Origin of the sequence: Acetobacter okinawensis (assembly GCF_002153655.1) — a bacterium.
In the GTDB taxonomy this organism is placed as follows: domain Bacteria; phylum Pseudomonadota; class Alphaproteobacteria; order Acetobacterales; family Acetobacteraceae; genus Acetobacter; species Acetobacter okinawensis_A.
In genome coordinates this window covers 36,704-58,901 of sequence record NZ_JOPJ01000014.1, presented here as the reverse complement: position 1 = coordinate 58,901, position 22,198 = coordinate 36,704, and the positions used below count along the sequence as shown (strand labels likewise).

Sequence of the window (22,198 nt, the reverse complement as noted above, 5' to 3'; positions counted from 1 at the left end):
AGCCCAATCCTTTGGCAGATATTTATTTGATTTCCTCCGTTTTGTATATGCTGTTTCATAAAATTCATTTTTTCTCACATGTAGTCTTCGGTACATTTTGCACGTTCAGTTTATACACGACAAATCCATCTTCCAGATATCCATTGGGGTAACGCGCAATCTCGTGAGCATTCATTAAAAATCTCTTTTTCTGTTCAGATGTAATTGTAAACGTCCATTGGTTATACATATAATGTCGCACAGACTCCTCCTGATCCTCATCCATTATATTGGTTATTTTTGAGGTGAATTCTTTTGTTTTATTTGAATCATTCACAATTAAAATTAACGGAGGATATTCAGAGCAGGCCGCCAGTTTTTGCGCGGCAGTCAGCAGATCATCCAAACTGTAATTAAAGACGCCGCGATATGGAACAACATAGTCAAAATCATTCAAAGACATCATAAAGACTGGTTTTTTTGTGTAATATGGCATTGCCTCCAATGTGTAATCCAGAGACGACAGCATTGGTGACTCTTTAATATCATCATGCATTTTCATAAACGCATAGAACTCTTTTGACCTACTATTGGGTTCGATCAACTCATGAAAACTCAAGAGAAAAGACAACAGACACTGGATACCGAGCATTGTATAAAAAGATGCAACCCCGATATTATTGATCGTTTTTTTATGAACTGCCTGAACATTATTTTTTTTCATCCATGCCAATGCAAAAACAAGCATGATCCACAGAGCCTGATGCCTGTATTCCCCCGGATATACGACGTAAAAGAAAACAGAGAGTCCCACCATTACCAAAATGGCAACGGAAAACAAAAAAACATCACCCCAAAGCATTAAGGTAGAAAGCGCAATAGAAAGATATGATATTATACTTAGAATTTTATATACAGACTTTGATAATGGGCCATGACCTAAATACGAAAAAATATAATCTTTAAAATCATAGAACGTTAAGTGCTGAAAAAAATAAAAATCATGATTGAATGCAATTTTTATTGGACGCACTGCAGCCAGATCATAGCGCGTTGGATAAATTGTTCCAAAACACACACAAAAACCAAGAATACCCACCATGCTATTCATGACCGTTTTGCGTGTATCGTCAGTCCATTTTTTCCCATTCTGATACCAAGCGCTTAATGGCCAAAGGCATGAGAACGCCAGAACAATAAGAGATGAATGAACATTGGTGTTAGCCAGAAAAAATAGTATTGGTCCACTCAGTATATATTTATACTTTTTGTTATTCATAACCAATGGAAGAGTAAGCATAAGCAGAGCGCTCACTCCATAATTTCTGCACATAACAGTATATTCGTACAGTAATGGATAGCCAAATGCCATCATCATTTTAATTTTGAAATTAAATGGTGAAAGAAAAATAACTATAAATAATGTTAAAAATGAAATGAAAAATGAAGAAATTGGCAAAACCCGATAAGAGTCCGTAATCCAATAAAAAAATTGTTCTATTTTATACATCAAAAATGGATGAGGATTCCCCAAAAGGTGAATCCTTGATGTTGTCCCGATAGCAAGCATGAAATTACGCACTTCATCACGCCACATGGCATGATGAAAAATCAGAAACACCGCAACAAGAGACCAAGATACAAGCAGAATCAGATTTTTTATTTTTTTATTGTTTTTAAGAAAATAATTATTCATTTCAACCACTCTGGAATACTTGCGCAAAAAATGTTGCCGGTAATGAGCGACATATCTTTTAAAGCCTGCAACAGTTTTTCAAAAAATCGATCTGAACCACGGCATTCGGGATTACGCTCATGCTTTAAAACAGCATACCAGCCAAAAGATAATCCCTGAGCCTATCAGGCAGGACTGTTACCACTCACAGGGAAGGCATGCTTACAAACGACCTGCTATGGCCGATACAAACTCCAGGACTTCTCCAGTCACCAAAAAGGCGCGGGAGAAGCCTCTCGCGCCTTTTTAATAACCTTACCGCTAAAAGCGAAGACTTAACGCGAATAAATGGGGAAGCGCGCGCACAGGGCTTTCACACGTTCATGCACTGCGTTTTCCACCACCGCATCCCCTTCACCACCGGAAGCGGCAAGGGCTGTCAGCACTTCATCAATCATTTCACCGACCTGACGGAACTCTTCCTCACGGAAGCCGCGTGCGGTCGCTGCCGGACTACCCAGACGCACGCCAGAGGTAATGGCGGGTTTTTCGGGGTCAAACGGAATGGCGTTTTTGTTGGCCGTAATACCTGCACGCTCCAGAGCCTGCTCGGCAGCCTTGCCGGTCACCTTTTTGGGGCGCAGGTCCACGAGCAGCAGGTGGGAATCCGTGCCACCCGTCACAATGTCAAACCCGCGTTCCACCAGAACTTCGGCCAGCACGGCAGCGTTCTTCTGCACCGCTTTCTGGTATTCCTTGAACTCAGGGCGCAGGGCTTCACCAAACGCCACGGCCTTGCCTGCAATAACATGCATGAGCGGGCCGCCCTGCAGACCGGGGAACACAGCGGAGTTGATCTTTTTGGCCAACGCTTCGCTGTTGGTCAGGATCACGCCACCGCGCGGGCCGCGCAGGGTTTTGTGGGTCGTGGACGTTACCACATCTGCATATTCCAGCGGGTTGGGGTACAGACCCGCAGCCACCAGACCAGCAAAATGGGCCATATCGACCATAAGCTGCGCACCCACTTCGTCCGCAATGCGGCGGAAACGGGCAAAGTCGATAATGCGGGGATAGGCAGAACCACCAGCCACAATAATGGAGGGCTTGTGTTCGCGCGCAAGGCTTTCCATCTGGTCATAGTCCAGAATGCCGTCCTGCTGGCGCACGCCATACTGCACGGCATTGAACCATTTGCCAGAATAGTTGGGGGCTGCACCGTGGGTCAGGTGGCCACCAGCAGCAAGGCTCATGCCCAGCACGGTATCACCCGGCTTGCCCATAGCCATGAATGCCGCCTGATTGGCATTTGCGCCAGAATGGGGCTGCACATTGGCATAAGCCGCACCAAACAGCGTTTTTACGCGTTCAATGGCCAGTGTTTCCACCTTGTCCACTTCCACGCAGCCACCGTAATAGCGGCGGCCGGGGTAGCCTTCGGCGTATTTGTTGGTCAGCACACTGCCCTGCGCCTGCAAAACGGCCTCGGAGGCCATGTTTTCGCTGGCAATCAGTTCAATGCCATCTTGCTGGCGGGTCAACTCGGCGGCAATGGCGGACGCAACGTCCGGATCCGTCTGGGTCAGCGGCGCATGAAAAAAACGGTCCAGATCCGTGTGGCTCATTCGGGTGTTTCCTCAAAATCAAACTGTCGTCTGGCAGCAGGCCCGCTTCCATAACAGACAAAAGCACAGGAAGCTCTCTTACCCCGTTCCGCCCGCCCCTGACAGGAGAAAAAAGTCAAAAAAGCAGGCCCCCACCCCTTGTGGTTCCCTGCTTTTACACGCAGCCCGCGCCGGGATAAACCGTAAATCATGCCCACGCGCAAAACGCATACTGCCCCCATGCCCGTACCCCCGCCCCCAGCGGGGCTGATCCTTGCCGCACCGGGGTTGCATAACATGAGCATGAGCGCATACTCCGCCCGTCTTATTCACCCCCGTTTGTTCTGCCTGGGTGCCGGGCCGCAGGTCTGGCCCCATGGCAGGCACCGTGCAAGGAGATCCCGCCCATGATGGCTGGTCGTTTCCCTTTGACCCGCCCGCGCCGCAACCGGTTTGACGATGCGACACGCCGCCTGGTTGCCGAAAATTCACTGGGTATCAGCAACCTGATCTGGCCGATTTTTTTCATGGAGGGGTCGGGTGTCACAACCGAAGTCTCCTCCATGCCCGGCGCACACCGCGTAACACTCGACCGGCTGGCCAAACATGTGGAGCCCGCGGCCAAGCTGGGCATTCCAGCCCTTGCCCTGTTCCCCATCACCCCGGCTGAAGCGCGGGACGAGCGGGGGACCGAAGCCCTGAACCCCGATAACCTGATGTGTCGGGCGGCCAGACTGCTGAAAAAAGAATTCCCCGACATGGCGCTGATCGGCGATGTCGCACTCGACCCCTACACCAGCCACGGCCATGACGGGCTGATAGAAGGCGGCTACGTGGTCAATGAGGCGTCTGTCCAGATTCTGTCCCAGCAGGCCGTTAATCAGGCTATGGCAGGGGTGGATATTATTGCCCCATCGGACATGATGGATGGCCGTATTGGCGTGATCCGTCAGGACCTGGATGCCAATGACCTGATCAATACCCGCATCATGTCCTATTCCGCCAAATATGCCTCCGCCTTCTACGGTCCGTTCCGTGATGCGCTGGGTTCTGGCGGCCTGCTCAAGGGGGACAAAAAGACCTACCAGATGGACCCCGCCAACAGTGACGAGGCCCTGCGGGAAGTGGAAATGGACATTGCAGAAGGGGCTGACATGGTCATGGTCAAACCCGGCATGCCTTATCTGGACATTATCCGCCGCGTAAAAGACACCTTCAGCGTGCCGACTTTTGCGTATCAGGTCTCGGGAGAATATGCGATGCTCATGGCAGCCATCAACAATGGCTGGCTCGACCGTGACCGCGCCATCATGGAAAGTCTGATGGCTTTCCGTCGTGCGGGTGCCAATGGTGTACTCACGTATTTTGCCATTGAAGCCGCACAGCATATTCGGGAAAGATCGGGCCTGTAACCACCTCGCCTGGCCCGCGCCGGGCATAAGCGGGTCAGCACAGGCTGGCCCGCCATGCATCCGGGATTGCCAACCATGACGTCTCCGCTGCGCAATCCGCAGTTTTTTTACACCACTACCGCTCTGCCATGCCCGTACCTGCCTGCGCGCATGGAGCGCAAGATACTGGCTGATCTGGCCGTCCCCGATGCCGACACCCTGCACAGCCGCCTGTCCGCCAGAGGGTTCCGGCGCAGCCACACGCTGGCTTACGCCCCTTTGTGCGAGGGCTGCTCGGCCTGTATTCCCATCCGCCTGCCCGTAGCGGCCTTTACTCCCAACCGTACACAAAAACGCGCATGGAACCGCAATGCGGACCTAACGGCCCATCTGCTGCCACCAGTGGCCACAGGCGAGCAGTACACACTGTTCCGCGATTACCTGAACACCCGCCACGCAGAAGGCGAAATGGCGAACATGAGCCCGCGCGACTACCGGATTATGGTGGAAGAAACCACGGTTGATACGCAGATCATAGAATTCCGCACACCAGACCAAAAGCTGGTGGCCGTCAGCCTGACCGATACGCTCGATGATGGGTTGTCGGCTGTGTACAGCTTTTACGACCCCCAGCAGACAACCCGCTCGCTGGGTGTGTACGTTGTGCTGTTTCTAATCCGCCAGACGCTGCTGCTTGGACGACCGTATCTGTATCTTGGCTACTGGATTCCGGGCAGCCCCAAGATGGCCTATAAAAGCCGCTTCCGCCCGGCAGAAATCCTGCGTCAGGATGTCTGGCAGACACTGGAGCCAGACCAGCCCGTCTGCACAGGGCGCAACGCCCTGTTCCCTGACGCACCGCTTTTTTAACCCCCCGGGGGGCTCAGCCCTTTTTGTTGGTCCATGTCGGGGCCAGCTTGCCAACACCTGCGCGCTTGCCCAGCCAGTCCTGCAAATCGGCCATGCCGCGGCACCGCACCGCACCCGGCCAGACCAGCCCTTCGGATGCGGTAAACACAACGGCCTGACGCAGGTGCGCGCCATCGGCATATTTTTGCAAGGCAACACCAAGACCGCGCCCCATAACGGGCAACTGATCGAGCGGGAAAATCAGGAAGCGGCGGTTATCGCCCAGAACGGCCACGTGGTCGCCCAGAGCAGGAATGCACAGCAGGGCCGAGTCATCATCCTTGAGGTTGAGCACCTGCCGCCCCGAACGTTTTTCGGACACGAGGGCATCATCCTCCACCACCATGCCACGCCCGGCACTGGAGGCCACAAGACGCCTGCCCCCGTCCTCCAGCACAAAGACGGCCAGAAGTTCCTCATCATTGGACAGGTCCACCAGCAGACGCACGGGTTGGCCATCGCCACGTCCACGCGGCAGGTCTGTGCCCTTGACCGTAAAGGCACGGCCGTCGGTGGCAAAAAAGCACAGCCGGTCCGTACTCTGGCAGGGAATGGCGAGTTTGAGACCATCCCCTTCCTTGAACTTCTGGCTATCCAGATCAACAGCATGACCCTTGACCGCCCGGACCCAGCCTTTTTGGGAGAGGATCATGGTCAGGGGCTCACGCTCCACTGTTTCCACTACCGAGATATCAACCGGCTTAGGAGCGGACAGAATGGTGCTGCGCCTTGGGCCAACACGGCCTTTGGCAAACAGCTTGACCATTTTGTCCAATTCCTGCCCGATCTGCTTCCAGCGCTGTTTTTCGTCACCCAGCAGGGCAAGCAATTCGGCTTTTTCCGCCGACAGAGCATCATGCTCCCTGCGGATTTCCATTTCCTCCAACCGGCGCAGGCTGCGCAGGCGCATGTTCAGCACGGATTCGGCCTGCATGTCGGTCAGGCTAAACGTCGCCATAAGGCTGGCCTTGGCGTCATCCTCCTCGCGGATAATACGGATGACCTCATCAAGGTTGAGGTACACCACCAAAAAGCCTGCCAGAATTTCCAGCCGCCGTTCCACTGCTGCAAGGCGGTGGCGGCTGCGCCGCTCCAGCACCTCGTGCCGGTGGTTGAGCCATGCCTGCAACACCTGCTTAAGGCCCAGCACACCGGGCGCACGATCGGCCCCCAGCACGTTCATGTTCAGGGGGAAGCGGCTTTCCAGCGCTGTGGCCCGGAACAGGGTCTCCATCAGCACTTCGGGTTCAATACCGCGAGTTTTGGGCTCAAGGATCAGGCGGATTTCATCCGTACTTTCATCGCGGATGTCCCCCAGCAGGGGGAGTTTTTTCTGATCGAGCAGATCGGCCACCTGCTCGATCAGACGGGATTTTTGCACCTGATAGGGAATTTCCGACACCACAATGTGCCATGTGCCAAAGCGCCCCTGCTCCACAGCCCAGCGCGCCCGCATACGAAAACCGCCCCGCCCAGTCTCATACGCCTGCAAAATAGCGGAGGCATCCTCCACAATCAGCCCACCGGTGGGAAAATCCGGCCCCGGCATAAGCTCCAGCAGGTCCTGCGTTGTGGCTGTCGGCCTGCGGACCAGCAGGGCTGCGGCTGCACACACTTCCGCCGCATTATGGGGGGGTATGCTGGTGGCCATACCCACGGCAATACCCGCAGCACCATTGGCCAGCAGGTTGGGGAATGCCGCTGGCAACACAATAGGCTCGTGCTCCTCACCATCATAGGTGGGCCGAAAATCCACGGCGTCGCTCTCTATCCCGTCCAGCAGGGCTACGGCCACTTCCGTCAGGCGGGCTTCCGTGTACCGCATGGCGGCTGCGTTATCGCCATCGATCGAACCAAAATTGCCCTGCCCTTCCACCAGCGGATAACGGGCGGCAAAATCCTGCGCCAAACGGACAAGGGCTTCGTAAACAGAAGCATCCCCGTGCGGGTGGAACTTACCAATCACATCGCCCACAACGCGCGCGCATTTTTTAAACCCCGAGGCAGGGTCCAGCTTGAGCTGATGCATGGCGTAAACCAGCCGCCTGTGCACAGGCTTGAGCCCGTCGCGCACATCCGGCAGCGAACGCGACATGATGGTGGACAAAGCATAGGCCAGATAGCGCTCGCTCAGCGCATCTGCCAGTTTTGTCTCCTCAATATGGCCTTCAAATGTCTCGTTCATGCTCTGCCCCAGAAAAAACGGTGCGATGTGGTCGGCACAGACATACCGCCACAGGCCCGGTTGTGCCAGCCTTGCTGCGCAGTTCAGGGCTGGTTGGTGTGTGCCTGCAGCTTTTCAAGCCGCGCAAGCAGCCTTTGCCGGGCAGCAGGAAGGGGCAGATGCCGCTGCCCAAAGGCATCCCGCGCCAGAAAATGCCCACTCAGTTGCAGGCCCGCGTGCCACTCCGCCCAACTCCCCTCCTGCGCAGGATCACGCAAAAAAGCGGGCAACGGCAGGAGCCGGTCCTTCCACTCCCCTGCACCTGCCACACTCACGGCCCGCCCCGTGCGGGGGGAGACATAGGCAAGGTCCTGCGTTTGCCCGGTGACCGCACAGGCACTTAAATCCAGCCCAAAGCCCAGCACATCCAGCAGCGCCAGCTCCCATTCAATATAATTGGGCAAGCCAGTCTGTTCCGCCACATCCGGGCTATAGCCAATAAAGGACAGGAGTTTGAGAGTCGCGCCAAAAAATGCCGGGCATGGCTCGCCTTCGGGCAAGGTGGCATCGGCCAGCACACACACAGACTGCATCATGGCCAATGCCAACGGCATGTCCAGAATACGCGCGGCACATCCGTAAAGCAGCTCGCCCGATACACGTATGGGCGCGCCCTCGCCACGCTGTGTCAGACGGGCCTTGACCACATTACCCGGTTGCCACAAGGCGCGGCCTGCGCGGCTGGCACCCCCATAGGCCAGCGCGCGCACCAGCCCGTCTGCCTCGGTCAACATATGGACCCGCGCCCCGCTCTCGCCTTGTGGGGCCACAAAAACAACAAGGGCGGGAGCCTCCCTTTGCAGAGAAGTCCCGCCCTTGCTCAACAGACCAGAACCTGAGGTCTTAGACGCCAGACACCTTGGCCACTTCCGCAGCAAAGTCGTCCACAGTCTTTTCAATGCCTTCGCCCAGGTGGAAGCGGTCGAAGCCAGCCAGCGTGACGCCAGCTTTCTTGACAACGTCCTTCACGCGGGTTTCGCCATCATGCACCCACACCTGTTCCAGAAGAACCACTTCTTCGTAGAACTTGCGGATACGGCCTTCGACCATTTTTTCAATAATGGCTTCAGGCTTGCCCGATGCGCGGGACTGTTCAATGAGAACAGCGCGTTCACGCTCGACTTCTTCCTGATTCAGGCTGTTCACATCCAGCGCGGAAGGACGGGTGGCGGCAACGTGCATACCAATCTGGCGGCCAAGCTGCTCAATGGCTTCATCAGCCGTCGGGGCTTCAATTGCTGCCAGAACGCCAATTTTACCCAGACCGGGGCGCAGTGCGCCATGCACGTAAGTGGCAACAACGCCAGACGGCACGGTAAACACGCGAGCGCGGCGCAGGGTCATGTTTTCGCCAATGGTGGCGATCAGGTGCGTCAGCTCGTCAGCCACGGTGCGGCCCGTGTCCAGTGTGGCAGCCTTGATGGCTTCCAGATCATCACCAACCTTGAGAGCAACCTTGGCAACGGATTCCACAAAGTTCTGGAACGCTTCGTTACGGGCGACAAAGTCGGTTTCGGCGTTGACTTCCACCATGGCGGCGGTTTTGTCGGCAGAGGCCACAGCAACCAGACCTTCTGCTGCCACGCGGCCAGATTTTTTGGCGGCGGCGGCAAGGCCCTTGGTGCGCAGCCAGTCAATGGCAGCTTCAATATCGCCCTGCGCTTCGTTCAGCGCCTTTTTGCAATCCATCATGCCTGCGCCGGTTTTTTCGCGCAGTTCCTTGACCAGTGCTGCGGTAATTTCCGCCATATTCCTACTCCTTAGAAAACCGCAACGCGCCCCTGGCAGGGCGCGCGACAGAACATTCCGTTGCCCGCAAAAAACAGGCATCTCATGTAAAAAAACAGCCCGATCAGAAGACCGGGCTGTTTTTTAAAGGCTTCAGCCTGCCGCCGGAGCTTCTTCAGCCACCGGAGCCGCTTCCAGAGCGGGTTCAACCGGCAGTTCTTCAGCAGCGCCCACGTCGTGGCCCGCAGCGCCCAGCTCGGCAGAAATACCGTCGAGCACGGAAGCGGACACGAGGTCGCAATACAGGCCAATGGCGCGGATGGCGTCATCGTTGCCGGGGACCGGGTAGGTCACGCCGCGCGGGTCGGAGTTGCTGTCCAGAATGGCCACAACCGGGATACCCAGCTTGTTGGCTTCTTCAATGGCCAGCTTTTCCTTGTTCGTGTCGATCACGAACAGCACGTCGGGCAGGCCACCCATTTCCTTGATCCCGCCGAGGGAGCGTTCAAGCTTGTCGCGCTGGCGGGTCAGTTCCAGCACTTCCTTTTTGGTCAGGCCGGAGGTTGCACCTTCGAGTGTTTCTTCAATCTGGCGCAGGCGCTTGATGGAGCCCTGAATGGTCTTCCAGTTGGTGAGCATACCGCCCAGCCAGCGATGGTTGACGTAGTACTGACCGCAACGACGTGCTGCTTCAGCAATCGGGTCCTGCGCTGCACGCTTGGTGCCAACGAACAGAACGCGGCCACCACCGGCCACAACATCGCGAATCGCTTTGAGCGCGCGGTCGAGCAGGCCAACGGTCTGCTGAAGGTCGATGATGTGAACCTGGTTGCGCACACCGAACAGGAACGGCGCCATGCGCGGGTTCCAGCGGCGGGTGTGGTGACCAAAGTGAACACCAGCTTCAAGCAGCTGGCGCAGTGTGAAATCGGGCATCGCCATGGGGCGTATTCCTACCTAACTGGTTAAGACCTCCGCGAGACACCACCCGGCCTTGGGACCGGGCACCAGAGGTGTATGGCCTCGCGTGTGTTATACCCCGACCTGCGCCGGGGCGGCTCTATATGGCGTTTTTTGACCAAACGGGCAAGGCCAAAAAACGTACTCAGCCCTGTTCGAGCGGTTGGGCGTGGCGGTTGGGCACGCCGCTGCGGGCCAACAGGTCACGCAGGCTTTTGACCACGGGGAACACCTCTATGTTGTGGTCCCCCCCCAACTCGCGCCATGCGTTCTGTTCCATTTCCACGACTTCGCGGTCTTCTTCAAAGATGCGATGCGTAAACAGGCCCAGCACCGGCCATGCAAGATCGAGCAGAAAAGTCCATTTGGGCTTTTTGACCGAGAGCAGACCAAACGCCTGAGTAACCTGCTGGGTTTCCCCCAGCGGCAGGTAGCACGCCCACAGGTCCATGATCAGGTCCCCGTCCTTATCGTGGATCTGGAGGGTCTGGTACGGATATGTGGTGCGGATGGAGACAACCTCCTCCACCGGCTGTTCGCGGCCATCATCATGGTGTTTGCCAAAAATCAGGGCTTCGGCCAGCGGCTGGTTGCCACCCTTGCGGGCAAAGCTGTAGCGGGCCTCCATAAAATTGTCGCCCTTGTCCTGACCCAGAAAGCGGGCGGTAATGGAGCCCATCTGGCGGCGGTGCAGGAACTGGTGGTTCATGTCCATCAGGTTTTCATGCATGAAAGTGTAATGACACTTCAGGCGTGGGCTGAACTGGCGGGTCTTGAACTCAGGGTTACCCACCTGTGCAATATCAGGCACCGGCACCTTGTCGGCCAGATCGGGGTCACCGGGGAAGATAAAGATCAGCCCGCTTTTTTCGCGGCAGGGATATGCCTTAACCGGGCGGCCAACGCCCTCCTTGTTCAGGTAGGGTACGGTTACGCATTTGCCCTGCTGGTCAAACGCCCAACCGTGGTAGCAGCACTTTATGCACCCCTTATCGTCCACAACGCCTTTGCTCAGGGGCACCTGACGGTGGGCGCAACGGTCCTCCAGCGCGTAAACCGGGCCGTATTCGGGGCGAATCAGCGCAATGGGGTGGCCTGCAAACCGGGCGGCAAACGCCTTGCCCGGCCGCACTTTGCTGGACCACGCCACAGGGTACCAGAAATTGGGATCAACATCGATCTGTCGCAGATCATAGCGGGGGGCATTGGCCCGGTCCGCTGGTTGCTCCGTGGCTGTTGTTGCCTGTTGCATGGTGTCACCTCATCAGAATACCACAGACCGGCTGTTCCGATGCATATTATTCCGGCCTGAAAAGGACCGCCGCACGATTGAGCATTCCAGCCGGTCAGCACAAGCCCTTATCGTCGCATGCCTGCCCACCGGACGAACAGGGCTTAAAACTGGCACGGGCTATGTGGCGTGGAGCAGGGCGTGCTCCAGCCGGGTTGTCCATGCACCATCCTCCCGCAGATCCTGCCCGTCCAAGGCGCGCACAACGCGCAGGGAAAGGGAATTGACCAGCCATACGCCGCGCGCGCCAGGCAGGTCGACCGGGCTGAGCGGGGCCTCGCGCACAAGGTGGTGTTCCAGCAGAATCTGGCGGGCAATACCCGCCAGTGCGCCCTCGCTCACCGGGGGGGTGAGCACGCCTGCATCGGTTGCCACCAGCAGATTGCTGATTGTACTTTCCGCCACCCGCCCATGCGTGTTGAGCAAAAGAGCATCCTGCGCACTCTGCCGCTCGGCCTCCTGCCGGGCCAGAATACCGGGCAGATAATTCAGGCTTTTGAGGGTGGACAAAGGCGATGCCTCATCCCGCCGGATCAGCCGGCTGGTCACGACACGGACATGACCGAGCGAAAACACACCGGCTGTGGCCGTCAGCAGGACCGTAGGTGTTGCATGGGCCGGGGGCAGCAACCCCCGTGGTCCCTCCCCCCGTGCCACACTCAGCCGTAGCACCGCATTATCCAGCCCGCAGGCGGCCAGCAGTTCGGTTGCGGCATGCTGCACCACCGCCTGCTCAGGCACACCAAGACCCAGCACCTCCCCTCCGGCTGCCAGCCGCGCCATGTGCCGGGGTAGGTGCAGCACCTGCCCACCCACTGCACGCATGGTCTCGAACAGGCCATCACCCAGAGTAAAACCCCGGTCCGCCGGGCTTATGCGCGCCACATCCGGCGCGCACAGCACACCATTGAGCCAGACAAAGCTCATGCTCCCTCCACAAATGCGGCAAAGGGTGCAAGTTTTAGCTGCATTTCCGCATATTCCCTGTGTGGGTCGGATAAAATGGTAATGCCGCCCCCCGTGCCAATGCGCAGTTGCCCCGCATGGGCCACAAAACTGCGGATAATCACCGAGCTATCCATCCGCCCATCCAGACCCAGATAAAAAACAGTGCCACAATACGCCCCACGGGGGGTGGTCTCCAGTTCGTCAATAATTTCCATGGCCCTGTGTTTGGGCGCACCTGTTACCGAACCGGGCGGCAGGGTGACCTCCAGCAGGTCAAACACATCGCACCCATGCCGTAATTGCCCCCTGACCTCCGAGACAAGGTGGTGCACATGCGCAAACCGCTCCACCCCCCAGAGTTCGGGCACATGCACACTGCCAATGCGGGCAACGCGGCCTATATCATGGCGCATCAGGTCCACGATCATCAGGTTTTCGGCCCGTTCCTTGTCATCCCGGGCGAGGTTGTGCGCCAGATGCTGGTCCTCTGCCTCCGTGCGGCCACGCGGGGCAGTGCCTTTTATGGGGCGTGTGGCAATCTGCCCCGCCGGGTCCACCTGCAAAAACCGCTCAGGCGAGCATGACAGAAGGGAAAAATCCCCTCCGCAGGACATATAAGCCCCAAACGGTGCAGGCGCGACCTGCCGCACCCTGCGGTATAACTCTGCGGCACAGACCCCGTCTGGCAGGGACGTGGTATGCTGGCAGGTCATATTGGCCTGAAAAATATCGCCTTGCGCAATATACTCCTGAGCCACCCGCACGGCCTGACAATATGCGGCCTCGGACAAGCTGGCCTGCAACGGCCCCAATGGCACCACAGCAGCGGGGGCGACCTGCTCGGGCAGAGCAGCCCACGCGGCCAGTGCCTGCCTCTGCCCCTGCGCGGGCTGCCCGTCCTGCGTAAAACCGGCGACAAACACACGCTGGTTCTGACGGTCCCACACATAGGCATGGTCATAAAAAGCAGCGGCAAACAGGGGCTCGTCCCCACTGCCATGGCGGGAAGTGATCCCCTGCTGGGCCATGCCGAATGCATAGCTGGCAAAACCAACCCACCCCCCGCAAAACGGCACATCAGACTGCGGAAGTTGCTGGGGGTAGTTCCGCGCTGTTTTGCGCAGGAGTGCAAGAATATGCTCCGGGCTGGAAAAGGCCATAACGGCCCCGTCAAACTCTACCCTATCGGCAAAAACCCGCAGAGTATGCCTTGGGTTATGGCAGAATATGCGCCAGCGTGCGCGTGCCTCCAGCGCCCCCGCACTATCCAGAAAAGCGCACCATGGCGCATGCCCCCACTGAGCCAGAACCACATCTGGCGTCCGCCACGCCAATGCGCGCACCCATGCCACGGGTTACACCTGCTCCACGCGGGAAATGCCTTCCAGCGTACGCAGTTTTTGTCCTAGCAGCGGAGTAACCTTGTAGCCCCCACGCAGGCGGATTTCCACATCGCAGCTTTCCGCCACACCGGGGACCAGCACAATACGGCCAGCACCACCCCTTTGCTCACCCAGAACCATTTGCAGGGCAGGCAGAGCTTCCTCTTTTTCCAGCCATATCCGCATCTCGCTCTGGCCCTGTGCCGCTGCCTGCTCCAGTTCCACAATGTCGGACGCGGTTATGCGCATGGCCTCGCCCTCCAGCTTGAGTTCGGCGGTAACCAGCACGGCATTCCCCGCCACCAGACTCTCCCGCACACGGCCCAGCACTTCAGAAAACACGGTCACCTCACACCCGCCGGTCGCATCGGACAGGCGCACCCATGCCATTTTGTTGCCTGTGCGGGTCGGCCGCTCCTTGCGGTCCACAACGCATCCCGCAATTTTAACCCGCCCGACCCCGGCCTCCGCCGCTGCCAGCAACTGGGAGGATTTGACAACCCCCAGCCTGCGCAGGACGGAGCCATAAGCATCCAGCGGGTGTGCCGTCATGTGGAAACCGATAGCATCTGCCTCCATCGCCAGTTTTTCAAACTCTGGCCAGTCAGGACCATCGGCCAGACGCAGTGGTTCCTTCTCCCCCCCACCGCCAAACAGGCCAATCTGGCCAGAGGCCGCCTCCTGCGCCTGACTGTGGGCACGGCGCAGAATGGCATCGGCAGAATGAAAGACACGCGCCCGGTTTTTATCCAGACATTCAAACGCACCCGCCTTGGCCAGATTTTCCATCTGCATGCGGTTGATGTGTTTGGGGTCAATGCGTGTGGCAAAGTCGGCCAGATCGGTAAAAGGTTTGTCACCACGGGTTGCGACCAGCACCTCCATGGCGCCAAAACCAACTTTTTTAACTGCGGCTAACGCGTAGCGGATCGCGTGTTGCCCGTCTGGCATAACCTCCACCGCAAAATCGGCTTCCGAGCGGTTAATATCTGGCGGCAGCACGGCAATGCCCATGCGCTCGGCCTCCTGCCGCAGGGCTGCCAGTTTTTCCGTCCGTTCCCGTGCAAGCGACATACAGGCCGCAAGGAAGGCCACAGGGTGATTAGCCTTCATCCACGCGGTCTGGTAGGAGACAAAAGCGTAGGCTGCTGCGTGAGATTTGTTAAAACCATAGTCCGCAAACTTGGCCATGAGGTCGAACACCTCCACCGCCTTGTCGTGGTCTATGCCGCGCCCGGTTGCCCCTTTGGTAAAAATCTCGCGCTGGTGGTCCATTTCCGCGCGGATTTTTTTACCCATGGCGCGGCGCAGCAGGTCGGCCCCGCCCAGACTGTACCCTGCCATCTTCTGGGCGATCTGCATGACCTGTTCCTGATAGACCATAATGCCGTAGGTCTCTTCAAGAATATCGCGGATTTCCTCATGCGGGGGTTCCCATGCCTCTCCGTGTTTGCGGCGGCAGTAGTCGGGAATATTGGCCATGGGACCGGGGCGGTACAGGGCCACGGCGGCGATCAGGTCCTCCAGCCGGGTGGGGCGCATCTGCTTGAGCACGTCACGCATGCCAGCGCCTTCAAACTGGAACACGCCTGCCGTATCCCCCCGGCTGAGCATGTCGTATGTGGCGGTATCGTTCAGGGGGATGGAGGCCAAGTCCACCTCCTTGCCCATTTTGTGAATAAAATCCACACCGCGTTTGAGAATGGTCAGGGTTGTCAGCCCCAGAAAGTCGAACTTGACCAGCCCCGCCTGCTCAACAAACTTCATGTTGTACTGCGTGACCAGCGTATCGCTCTTGGGGTCTCGGTAGAGCGGCACCAGCTCCACCAGCGGGCGGTCCCCGATCACCACACCTGCGGCGTGGGTACTGGCGTGGCGGAAAAGCCCTTCAAGCTGCTGGGCAATTTCCAGCAATCTGCGCAATGCCTCGTCGTTATCGCGCATTTCCTGTAATTTGGGCTCGCCCGCTATGGCCTCCTTCAGGGTCACCGGCTTGGCGGGGTTGTTGGGAATAAGCTCCGCCACGCGGTTGACCATGCCATAGGGCAGCCCCAGCACACGCCCGACATCACGCACCGCCGCACGCGCCTGCAACTTACCAAAGGTAATGATCTGGGCTACGCGGTCAGCCCCGTATTCGCGCCGCACATAGGCAATGACCTCGTCCCGTCGGTCCTGACAGAAGTCGATATCAAAGTCAGGCATGGACACGCGTTCGGGGTTGAGGAAGCGTTCGAACAGCAGGTTGAAGGGAATGGGGTCAATATCGGTAATGGTCAGCGCCCATGCGGCCAGCGACCCGGCCCCCGACCCACGCCCCGGCCCTACGGGAATACCATGCGCCTTGGCCCACTGGATAAAGTCCGCCACGATCATGAAGTAACCGGGGAACCCCATTTTGGAGATAATATCCAGCTCAAACGTCAGCCGCTCGCGGTAGCGGGTTTGCAGGTCTTCATCCAGCGTCATGGTGGTCATGCGCTGCTCCAGCCCCTCCCACGCCATGGCGCGCAGGGTCTCGTCCTCCGTGGCCCCTTCTCGCACCTTGGGGCAGACGGGGAGCAGGGGTTTGCGCGTTTCCACCTTTATGGCGCAGCGGCGGGCAATTTCGAGCGTATTGTCACACGCATCCGGCAGGTCCGCGAACAGCGTACGCATCATCTGCGGGGGTTTGAACCAGTGCTCGGGCGTTACGCGAAAGCGATCCTTCTCCGCCATCGTGCGGCCCTGCGCAATGCACACCAGCGCGTCATGCGCCTCGTACATTTCCGGCTTGGGGAAAAAACATTCGTTGGTTGCAACAAGGGGCAGGCCAAACTGGCTGGCAAGGCCCAGCACACCCGGCTCCACCGCTTTTTCCACCGCCAGTCCGTGGCGGTGCAGTTCCACCACCAGCCTGTCATCAAATGCCTCGTGCAGGCGGGCGAGCCAGCGCGTGGCCTCATCCTTCTGCCCTTCCGCCAGCATCTGGAACAGCGGACCGCGCGTGCCCCCGGTCAGCAGGATCAGCCCTTCCGCCCGCTCACACAACACATCCAGACTGACAAACGGGTCTGATGGATCGGATGTCTTGAACCCCTTGGAGGAGAGGAACTGGAGGTTGGCCAGCCCCGCCGCATTCTGCGCCAGCAGCACAACCGGCTCGGAAGGAGCCCCGGGTTTGTCGTTACGGGCAGGCAGACCGATCTGGCCGCCAATAATGGGCTGAATGCCACTTTTTGTGCAGTACTGCGAGAACTCCAAGGCCCCGAACAGATTACCCGAATCGGCTATGGCCACAGCAGGCATCCGCATTTCCTGCGCCAGAGACGCAATTTCCGGCACCCGGATTGCCCCTTGGCTCAGCGAGTAGGCGGAGTGCACACGAAGATGAACAAAATCAGCGTAGGACATGCACCTCCATAGCACAGGCATGTCCTCTCTTCACCGCCCTGTACGCACTTTAACCATCAGGGTGCGGCATGCCCCATGCATGTGGTGGGGCAGCCACACCCGCCCTGCGGCTGGAACCGCACACCAATCGGCACTAAAGTGGGGGACCTACCCTGTTCGGGGGTTTTATCGCCCCGATGTTTCATTTGTTATTCAGGATATTTCATGCGGATTATCAGATCCAGATCAGAGCTGGCCACACAGCGCGCCCAGTGGCGCACAGAGGGCCAACGTATTGGCGTTGTGCCCACCATGGGTTCGCTCCACAGCGGCCATCTGGCCCTTGTCGACGCGCTGGATGGCAAAGCCACGCGGCGGATTGTGAGCGTATTTGTCAATCCCATCCAGTTCAACAATCTGGCTGATTTTGAGCACTATCCACGCGGGCTGGAGGCCGATGCCGCCGTGCTGGAAGGCACCGGCAAGGTTGACGTGCTCTACGCCCCAGATGAGACAGAGATGTACCCGCCGGGTTTTGCAACACGCATTACGGTTGCCGGCCCAGATGCGATGCTATGCGGGGCAGAACGCCCCGGCCATTTTGATGGCGTTGCAACAGTTGTCAGCAAGCTCCTGCTCCAGACGGGTGCCGATGTCGCAGCCTTTGGTGAAAAAGACTACCAGCAGCTCTGCCTGATCCGCCGTCTGGTATGTGACCTTGACCTGCCCGTAAGCATTGTTCCCGTCCCCACCGTGCGCGAGGCAGATGGCCTTGCACTCTCCTCCCGCAACCGGCGGCTGAATGCCGCACAGCGCCAACAGGCCACCCACCTGCCCGCCGCACTGCGCGCCTGCATTGCAGACATTAAAGCAGGCAGACCCGTTGCTGACAGCCTGCAAACCTGCCGCGACCGCCTGACTGGGTCAGGGTTTAACGTGCATTACCTTGAACTGCGCACTGGGGACACACTGGAGCAGACAGCCACCCCCCAGCCAGATGCACGCCTGTTTGTTGCTGCAAGCCTTGGTGACATCCGCCTGATTGACAACATGCCTCTCCACCAAGCCTAACCCAACGCCCCCAATCTTTTTTCCACAACGGAGACAACCATGAGCATCACGCGCCTTGAACCCGAAGAACGGCTGACCGGAGCCGTTATTCACAACGGACTGGTGTATCTGGCAGGTCAGATTGCCGATGACGCCAGCCTGGACGCCCAAGGGCAGATGGCCGATATTTTGCAACAGGTCGATGCCCTGCTGGCCAAAGCCGGGACAGACAAGAGCCGCCTGATTTCCGTGCAGATTTTTTTAGCAGATATGAATGACATGGCCGCCATGAACCGGGCATGGGATGCATGGCTAGACCGCAACAACAAACCGGCCCGTGCAACGGTGGAAGCCAAACTGGCAGACCCATCGTGGAAAGTGGAATTAACCGGTATTGCAGCCCTGCCCTAAGACCTGAATCCGGGCCGAAACACCCCCGTTGCCTTATTGCGCAGCGGGGAGCGTTCTCTGGAAAATGCCTGACATAAACATGCATTCCCCTACACACTGACCAGAGCGCCCAAAGGGGATCGCAAGCGCCACGCAGCAAGCCATAAGACAAACGTAAGATTACAGGTTGGTAGCACGCGATAGGAAACACACCACGAGCGGCACACAACTATTCGCCCGCACATTGAAAACGGCACAAAGTGGACAGGCTTTTCAACGCAATTTAAGAGATTTTTTTGGGGAAAGGTGGTGGCTCCCGAAGTAGGACTCGAACCTACGACCCAGCGATTAACAGTCGCTTGCTCTACCAACTGAGCTATTCGGGAACAGCAATTTTACCACTCTGCTGCACTTTATTGCCCGTTCCCTCAAGGAGAAAACGCAACACCGTGCTGCTGTGTGGGTGTATAACGGGAACCCTTTGGGGGTGCAAGACCCTTTTTATATTACAAAATAGTAATCTTTATCACCTATGCAAACAGCGCAAAAAAAACTGGCCCACTGTCGCATAACAGTGGGCCAGCATCGCTATTTATTTCCTAAGTTTCTGTTCTGCCTGACTTTATGCCACTCAGAAGGTCATGGACGCCTTGACGTAGTAGTAGCCACCCATAAACCCGTAAGGTGAGTTGGTCGGGTATTTATATGCACCGCTGGAGGTCGAGACAGACAGAGAGCGCCGCAACTGGTTGGGGTAGTAGTTGAACAGGTTGTTCGCCCCGACAGCCAGATGCAGACGGTCGAGAACCTGATACCCCACTTCCAGGTCCGTGATGTAACCCGGCTTCACGTTCAGCCAGTCATTCCCGCCCAAGCTGGGCGTTGCAATGTAGGTCACCGAACCATAACGCTCTTCTTGCACAAAGATGGACAGCTTTTTCCAGCTCCAGCGCACACCCACCATCTCACGGTTTTTGGGTGCGGAATGCAGCAGAAGGTTCTGCGCATACGCGTTAAACATTGTTGTGCTGACTTTCATCTTGGAAATTTCCGTATCCGAGAAATTGATCCCAAGGTTGAACTTCAGCTGCCCCATACGCCCCACATCCAGCGTATAGTCCGTTGTAATGTCCCCACCATATGTCACGGTATTGACCGGGTTGCCGTAATAATGGGCATAGGTCACGTTTGACATATTGTACTGGCTCAGAATACTGGCAATGGGTGATCCGTTGTATTCTGTAAACTGGGTGGAGTTGGCCATTCTGTTATTGATCTGGATGCAGTACAGGTTGGCGTTAACATTCCAGTGGTCAAGTGGTTTGGCGTCAAACCCTATGCTGTAGTTCTTTGTTGTTTCCCCTTTAAGCCCTGTAGCACCCAGAGCCTTTGCGGCCTCGCCATTGGCGGGGAGCTGTGCCGTGGAATACCCGGGGAAGGTGGTGATGATGTAATAGTTTTCCTGCCCAAGGGTTGGCGCACGGTAGCCTGTGCCCACGTTAGCGCGGATCGCCCAACGCTTGTTAAAGTTATAGCGTGTGCCAATTGTGCCTGTTGCTGCCGTTTTACCCATATCGGAGTAATTGACCGCATGGCCACCCAGCGTCCACTCCCACTTGGGGGTGACATAGAACTCGGTATTGACAAAACCATCGAAAATATCACGCGATGTATCGCTTGCAGCCGCAGGCTGCGCACCGGGATGGCCAGAGGCACCCGGCGTGGCGCCAGCCTTCATCCCACCATCTGACCAGGACTGGAGGTCACCCGCCATAAGCTGGAATGTATCGTGGCGGTATTCCCCGCCGAACATCAGGTTAACCGGCTTGGGCAGGAACCCGACATTGAAGTTATGGGACATTTTGCCACCCGCCACAAACTGGGTGGAAATGTTTGTGCCATCATAAAACTTTGTCTGGCTGTTCATCCCATATGTTGCGTTGACCGAATCAAGCGTGGAGTATTCCTGCTCGTCCCGCCCATAGGTCACGTATGTGTCCCACATCCAGTCCTTGAACGCCGTGCCACGGAAGCCGCCGTTGATCTGGAAGTCATCTTCCTGCAAGCCCATCTGGGGCTGAAAACCGTTGGGGTAGTATTGCAAAATATTGTTCACGTTCGCAGCCGTGCGGACAGACTGCGGCGTTACGTTGTTACGGTGCGCATAAGTTGCCAGCAGATAAGCCTTGATCGTATCCGTCACCGGCATTTCTGCGTTAGCGGACATTGTGGCAACAAGCTGGCTGCCAGCCCCCATCATGCGGTTCAGGTCCTGACCGGACTGGGGGTCTCCCGCTTTTTCGTAAATACCAGAACGGTTGGTTGGCTGGGTGTGGGTAATCTGGCCAGCAAGGTTCATAAACCCACCGCGCTTGCCCAGCGCCAGACCATAGTCAGCCGAGCCATCCACGCCCTGCCCATCTCCCGCGTAATAACCCATGTTCTGAATATTGAATTCACCACCATGGCTATTGCGCTTGAGCACAATGTTAACCGCACCGGCAATGGCTTCCTGCCCGTACAGTGCGCTGGCGCCATCGGTAATGACTTCCACATGGTCAATGGCGCTAATGGGGATAAGAGCAATATCGGACGGTTCCGTGCCTGCGTTTGGTCCGTCGTTTGAGTTAAAGTTGGCACTCAGGTGGCGGCGCTTGCCGTTTACCAGAATAAGGGTTTCATCCGCTGAGAGGTTGCGCAGCTGCATGGTCCGCACAAAACCGTTGGTGCCCAACCCACTAAAGGATGGCGAGCTGAGCGAGGGGCTAAGCTGCTCAAGGGCCGCCATGACGTTGCTCTGCCCGGTCTGCTTGAGCTGCTCGGACGAGACAACCTGCACGGACGTGGTGCTGTGAACCTGGGTTCTTTCCGACAGTGCGGAGTTGACCCTGTGCACCGCCTGCACCGAAACCTCCTCCGCTCCACCTTGCAAGGAGGCATGTGAGGTTTTCTTTTTTACTGCCTTGGTCGCTGCGCGGCTTTCTTTTGCCGCACCCATCTGCTTATGCAGTTCCTCAGCGTTTGCAATGCGGCCGGATACTACGGAACTACTGCCAAGGAGCATTGTAGTTGCAGAGAAAATCCGTACTGTCCTGATCCAATGCTGGGCCATAAGTTTTCCTGCCTCCCGACAAATTTGCACAGGATGAATACGGTCTGGCGATCAACAGTGACGACGGTCTCTCATCGATCAGATAGCTAAATGGTGCTGAGTGACACTAACGGCCCGTTGGAAGCTCTATTCGTACACATCGTTTCGATATCGTTATATCTTGTTCGGCCCGAGACATTCCAT

Annotated in this window: 15 protein-coding genes and 1 tRNA gene; 4 read left to right on the top strand and 12 right to left on the bottom strand. The window is 57.2% G+C overall.

The window, feature by feature from the left end:
* Nucleotides 1-64: 64 nt before the first annotated feature.
* Together HK26_RS07715 and glyA are read right to left on the bottom strand one after the other, a co-directional pair.
* The gene (locus HK26_RS07715) at nt 65-1,675 is read right to left on the bottom strand and encodes a hypothetical protein (protein ID WP_086639248.1); all 1,611 of its coding nucleotides are present in this window, start codon (nt 1,673-1,675) and stop codon (nt 65-67) included.
* 314 nt (nt 1,676-1,989) lie between these two features.
* A complete protein-coding gene (glyA, locus tag HK26_RS07710) occupies nt 1,990-3,279 on the bottom strand; it encodes a serine hydroxymethyltransferase (protein WP_025826761.1) in 1,290 nt (429 codons plus the stop codon).
* A 386-nt stretch (nt 3,280-3,665) separates the two neighbouring features.
* On the opposite strand from glyA, the gene hemB reads away from it, so the two are divergent.
* Together hemB and HK26_RS07695 are read left to right on the top strand one after the other, a co-directional pair.
* Nucleotides 3,666-4,670, top strand: a complete 1,005-nt coding sequence (gene hemB / locus HK26_RS07700; protein ID WP_086639246.1) for a porphobilinogen synthase — start codon at nt 3,666-3,668, stop codon at nt 4,668-4,670.
* Between the two features lie 75 nt (nt 4,671-4,745).
* A complete protein-coding gene (locus HK26_RS07695; RefSeq protein WP_086639245.1) occupies nt 4,746-5,519 on the top strand; it encodes an arginyltransferase in 774 nt (257 codons plus the stop codon).
* 13 nt (nt 5,520-5,532) lie between these two features.
* Here the strand turns inward: HK26_RS07695 and parC are convergent, their stop codons facing one another.
* From parC to dnaE, 8 genes are all read right to left on the bottom strand, one after another.
* The gene (gene parC, locus HK26_RS07690) at nt 5,533-7,743 is read right to left on the bottom strand and encodes a DNA topoisomerase IV subunit A (RefSeq protein ID WP_086639244.1); all 2,211 of its coding nucleotides are present in this window, start codon (nt 7,741-7,743) and stop codon (nt 5,533-5,535) included.
* An 83-nt stretch (nt 7,744-7,826) separates the two neighbouring features.
* Nucleotides 7,827-8,585 (bottom strand): DNA repair protein RecO, encoded by a 759-nt coding sequence (gene recO, locus HK26_RS07685; RefSeq protein ID WP_180539437.1) that lies wholly within the window; start codon nt 8,583-8,585, stop codon nt 7,827-7,829.
* A gap of 40 nt (nt 8,586-8,625) precedes the next feature.
* Nucleotides 8,626-9,531 (bottom strand): translation elongation factor Ts, encoded by a 906-nt coding sequence (tsf, locus tag HK26_RS07680; RefSeq protein ID WP_086639243.1) that lies wholly within the window; start codon nt 9,529-9,531, stop codon nt 8,626-8,628.
* Nucleotides 9,532-9,663: 132 nt separating this feature from the next.
* Nucleotides 9,664-10,452 (bottom strand): 30S ribosomal protein S2, encoded by a 789-nt coding sequence (rpsB, locus tag HK26_RS07675; protein WP_086639242.1) that lies wholly within the window; start codon nt 10,450-10,452, stop codon nt 9,664-9,666.
* A gap of 163 nt (nt 10,453-10,615) precedes the next feature.
* The gene (locus HK26_RS07670; protein ID WP_086639241.1) at nt 10,616-11,722 is read right to left on the bottom strand and encodes an aromatic ring-hydroxylating oxygenase subunit alpha; all 1,107 of its coding nucleotides are present in this window, start codon (nt 11,720-11,722) and stop codon (nt 10,616-10,618) included.
* Between the two features lie 159 nt (nt 11,723-11,881).
* A complete protein-coding gene (locus HK26_RS07665; RefSeq protein ID WP_086639240.1) occupies nt 11,882-12,688 on the bottom strand; it encodes an aminotransferase class IV in 807 nt (268 codons plus the stop codon).
* Entirely contained in the window at nt 12,685-14,061 is a 1,377-nt protein-coding gene (locus tag HK26_RS07660) for an anthranilate synthase component I family protein (RefSeq protein WP_086639239.1), read from the bottom strand. Before HK26_RS07660 ends, HK26_RS07665 begins: the two co-directional genes overlap by 4 nt.
* A 3-nt stretch (nt 14,062-14,064) precedes the next feature.
* Nucleotides 14,065-17,484 carry a DNA polymerase III subunit alpha gene (dnaE, locus tag HK26_RS07655; protein WP_086639238.1) on the bottom strand — a complete coding sequence of 1,140 codons (3,420 nt, stop codon included), beginning with the start codon at nt 17,482-17,484 and terminating at the stop codon, nt 14,065-14,067.
* A 204-nt stretch (nt 17,485-17,688) separates the two neighbouring features.
* Between dnaE and panC the strand changes: the two genes are divergently transcribed.
* Together panC and HK26_RS07645 are read left to right on the top strand one after the other, a co-directional pair.
* On the top strand, nt 17,689-18,534 hold the full coding sequence (panC, locus tag HK26_RS07650; RefSeq protein WP_086639237.1) for a pantoate--beta-alanine ligase: 846 nt from the start codon (nt 17,689-17,691) through the stop codon (nt 18,532-18,534).
* A gap of 39 nt (nt 18,535-18,573) precedes the next feature.
* Nucleotides 18,574-18,924 carry a RidA family protein gene (locus tag HK26_RS07645; protein WP_086639236.1) on the top strand — a complete coding sequence of 117 codons (351 nt, stop codon included), beginning with the start codon at nt 18,574-18,576 and terminating at the stop codon, nt 18,922-18,924.
* Between the two features lie 289 nt (nt 18,925-19,213).
* Here HK26_RS07645 and HK26_RS07640 read toward each other — a convergent pair.
* Both HK26_RS07640 and HK26_RS07635 read right to left on the bottom strand, forming a co-directional pair.
* Nucleotides 19,214-19,289, bottom strand: a tRNA-Asn gene (locus HK26_RS07640).
* Nucleotides 19,290-19,534: 245 nt separating this feature from the next.
* On the bottom strand, nt 19,535-21,967 hold the full coding sequence (locus HK26_RS07635; protein ID WP_257640918.1) for a TonB-dependent receptor plug domain-containing protein: 2,433 nt from the start codon (nt 21,965-21,967) through the stop codon (nt 19,535-19,537).
* Nucleotides 21,968-22,198: the final 231 nt, after the last annotated feature.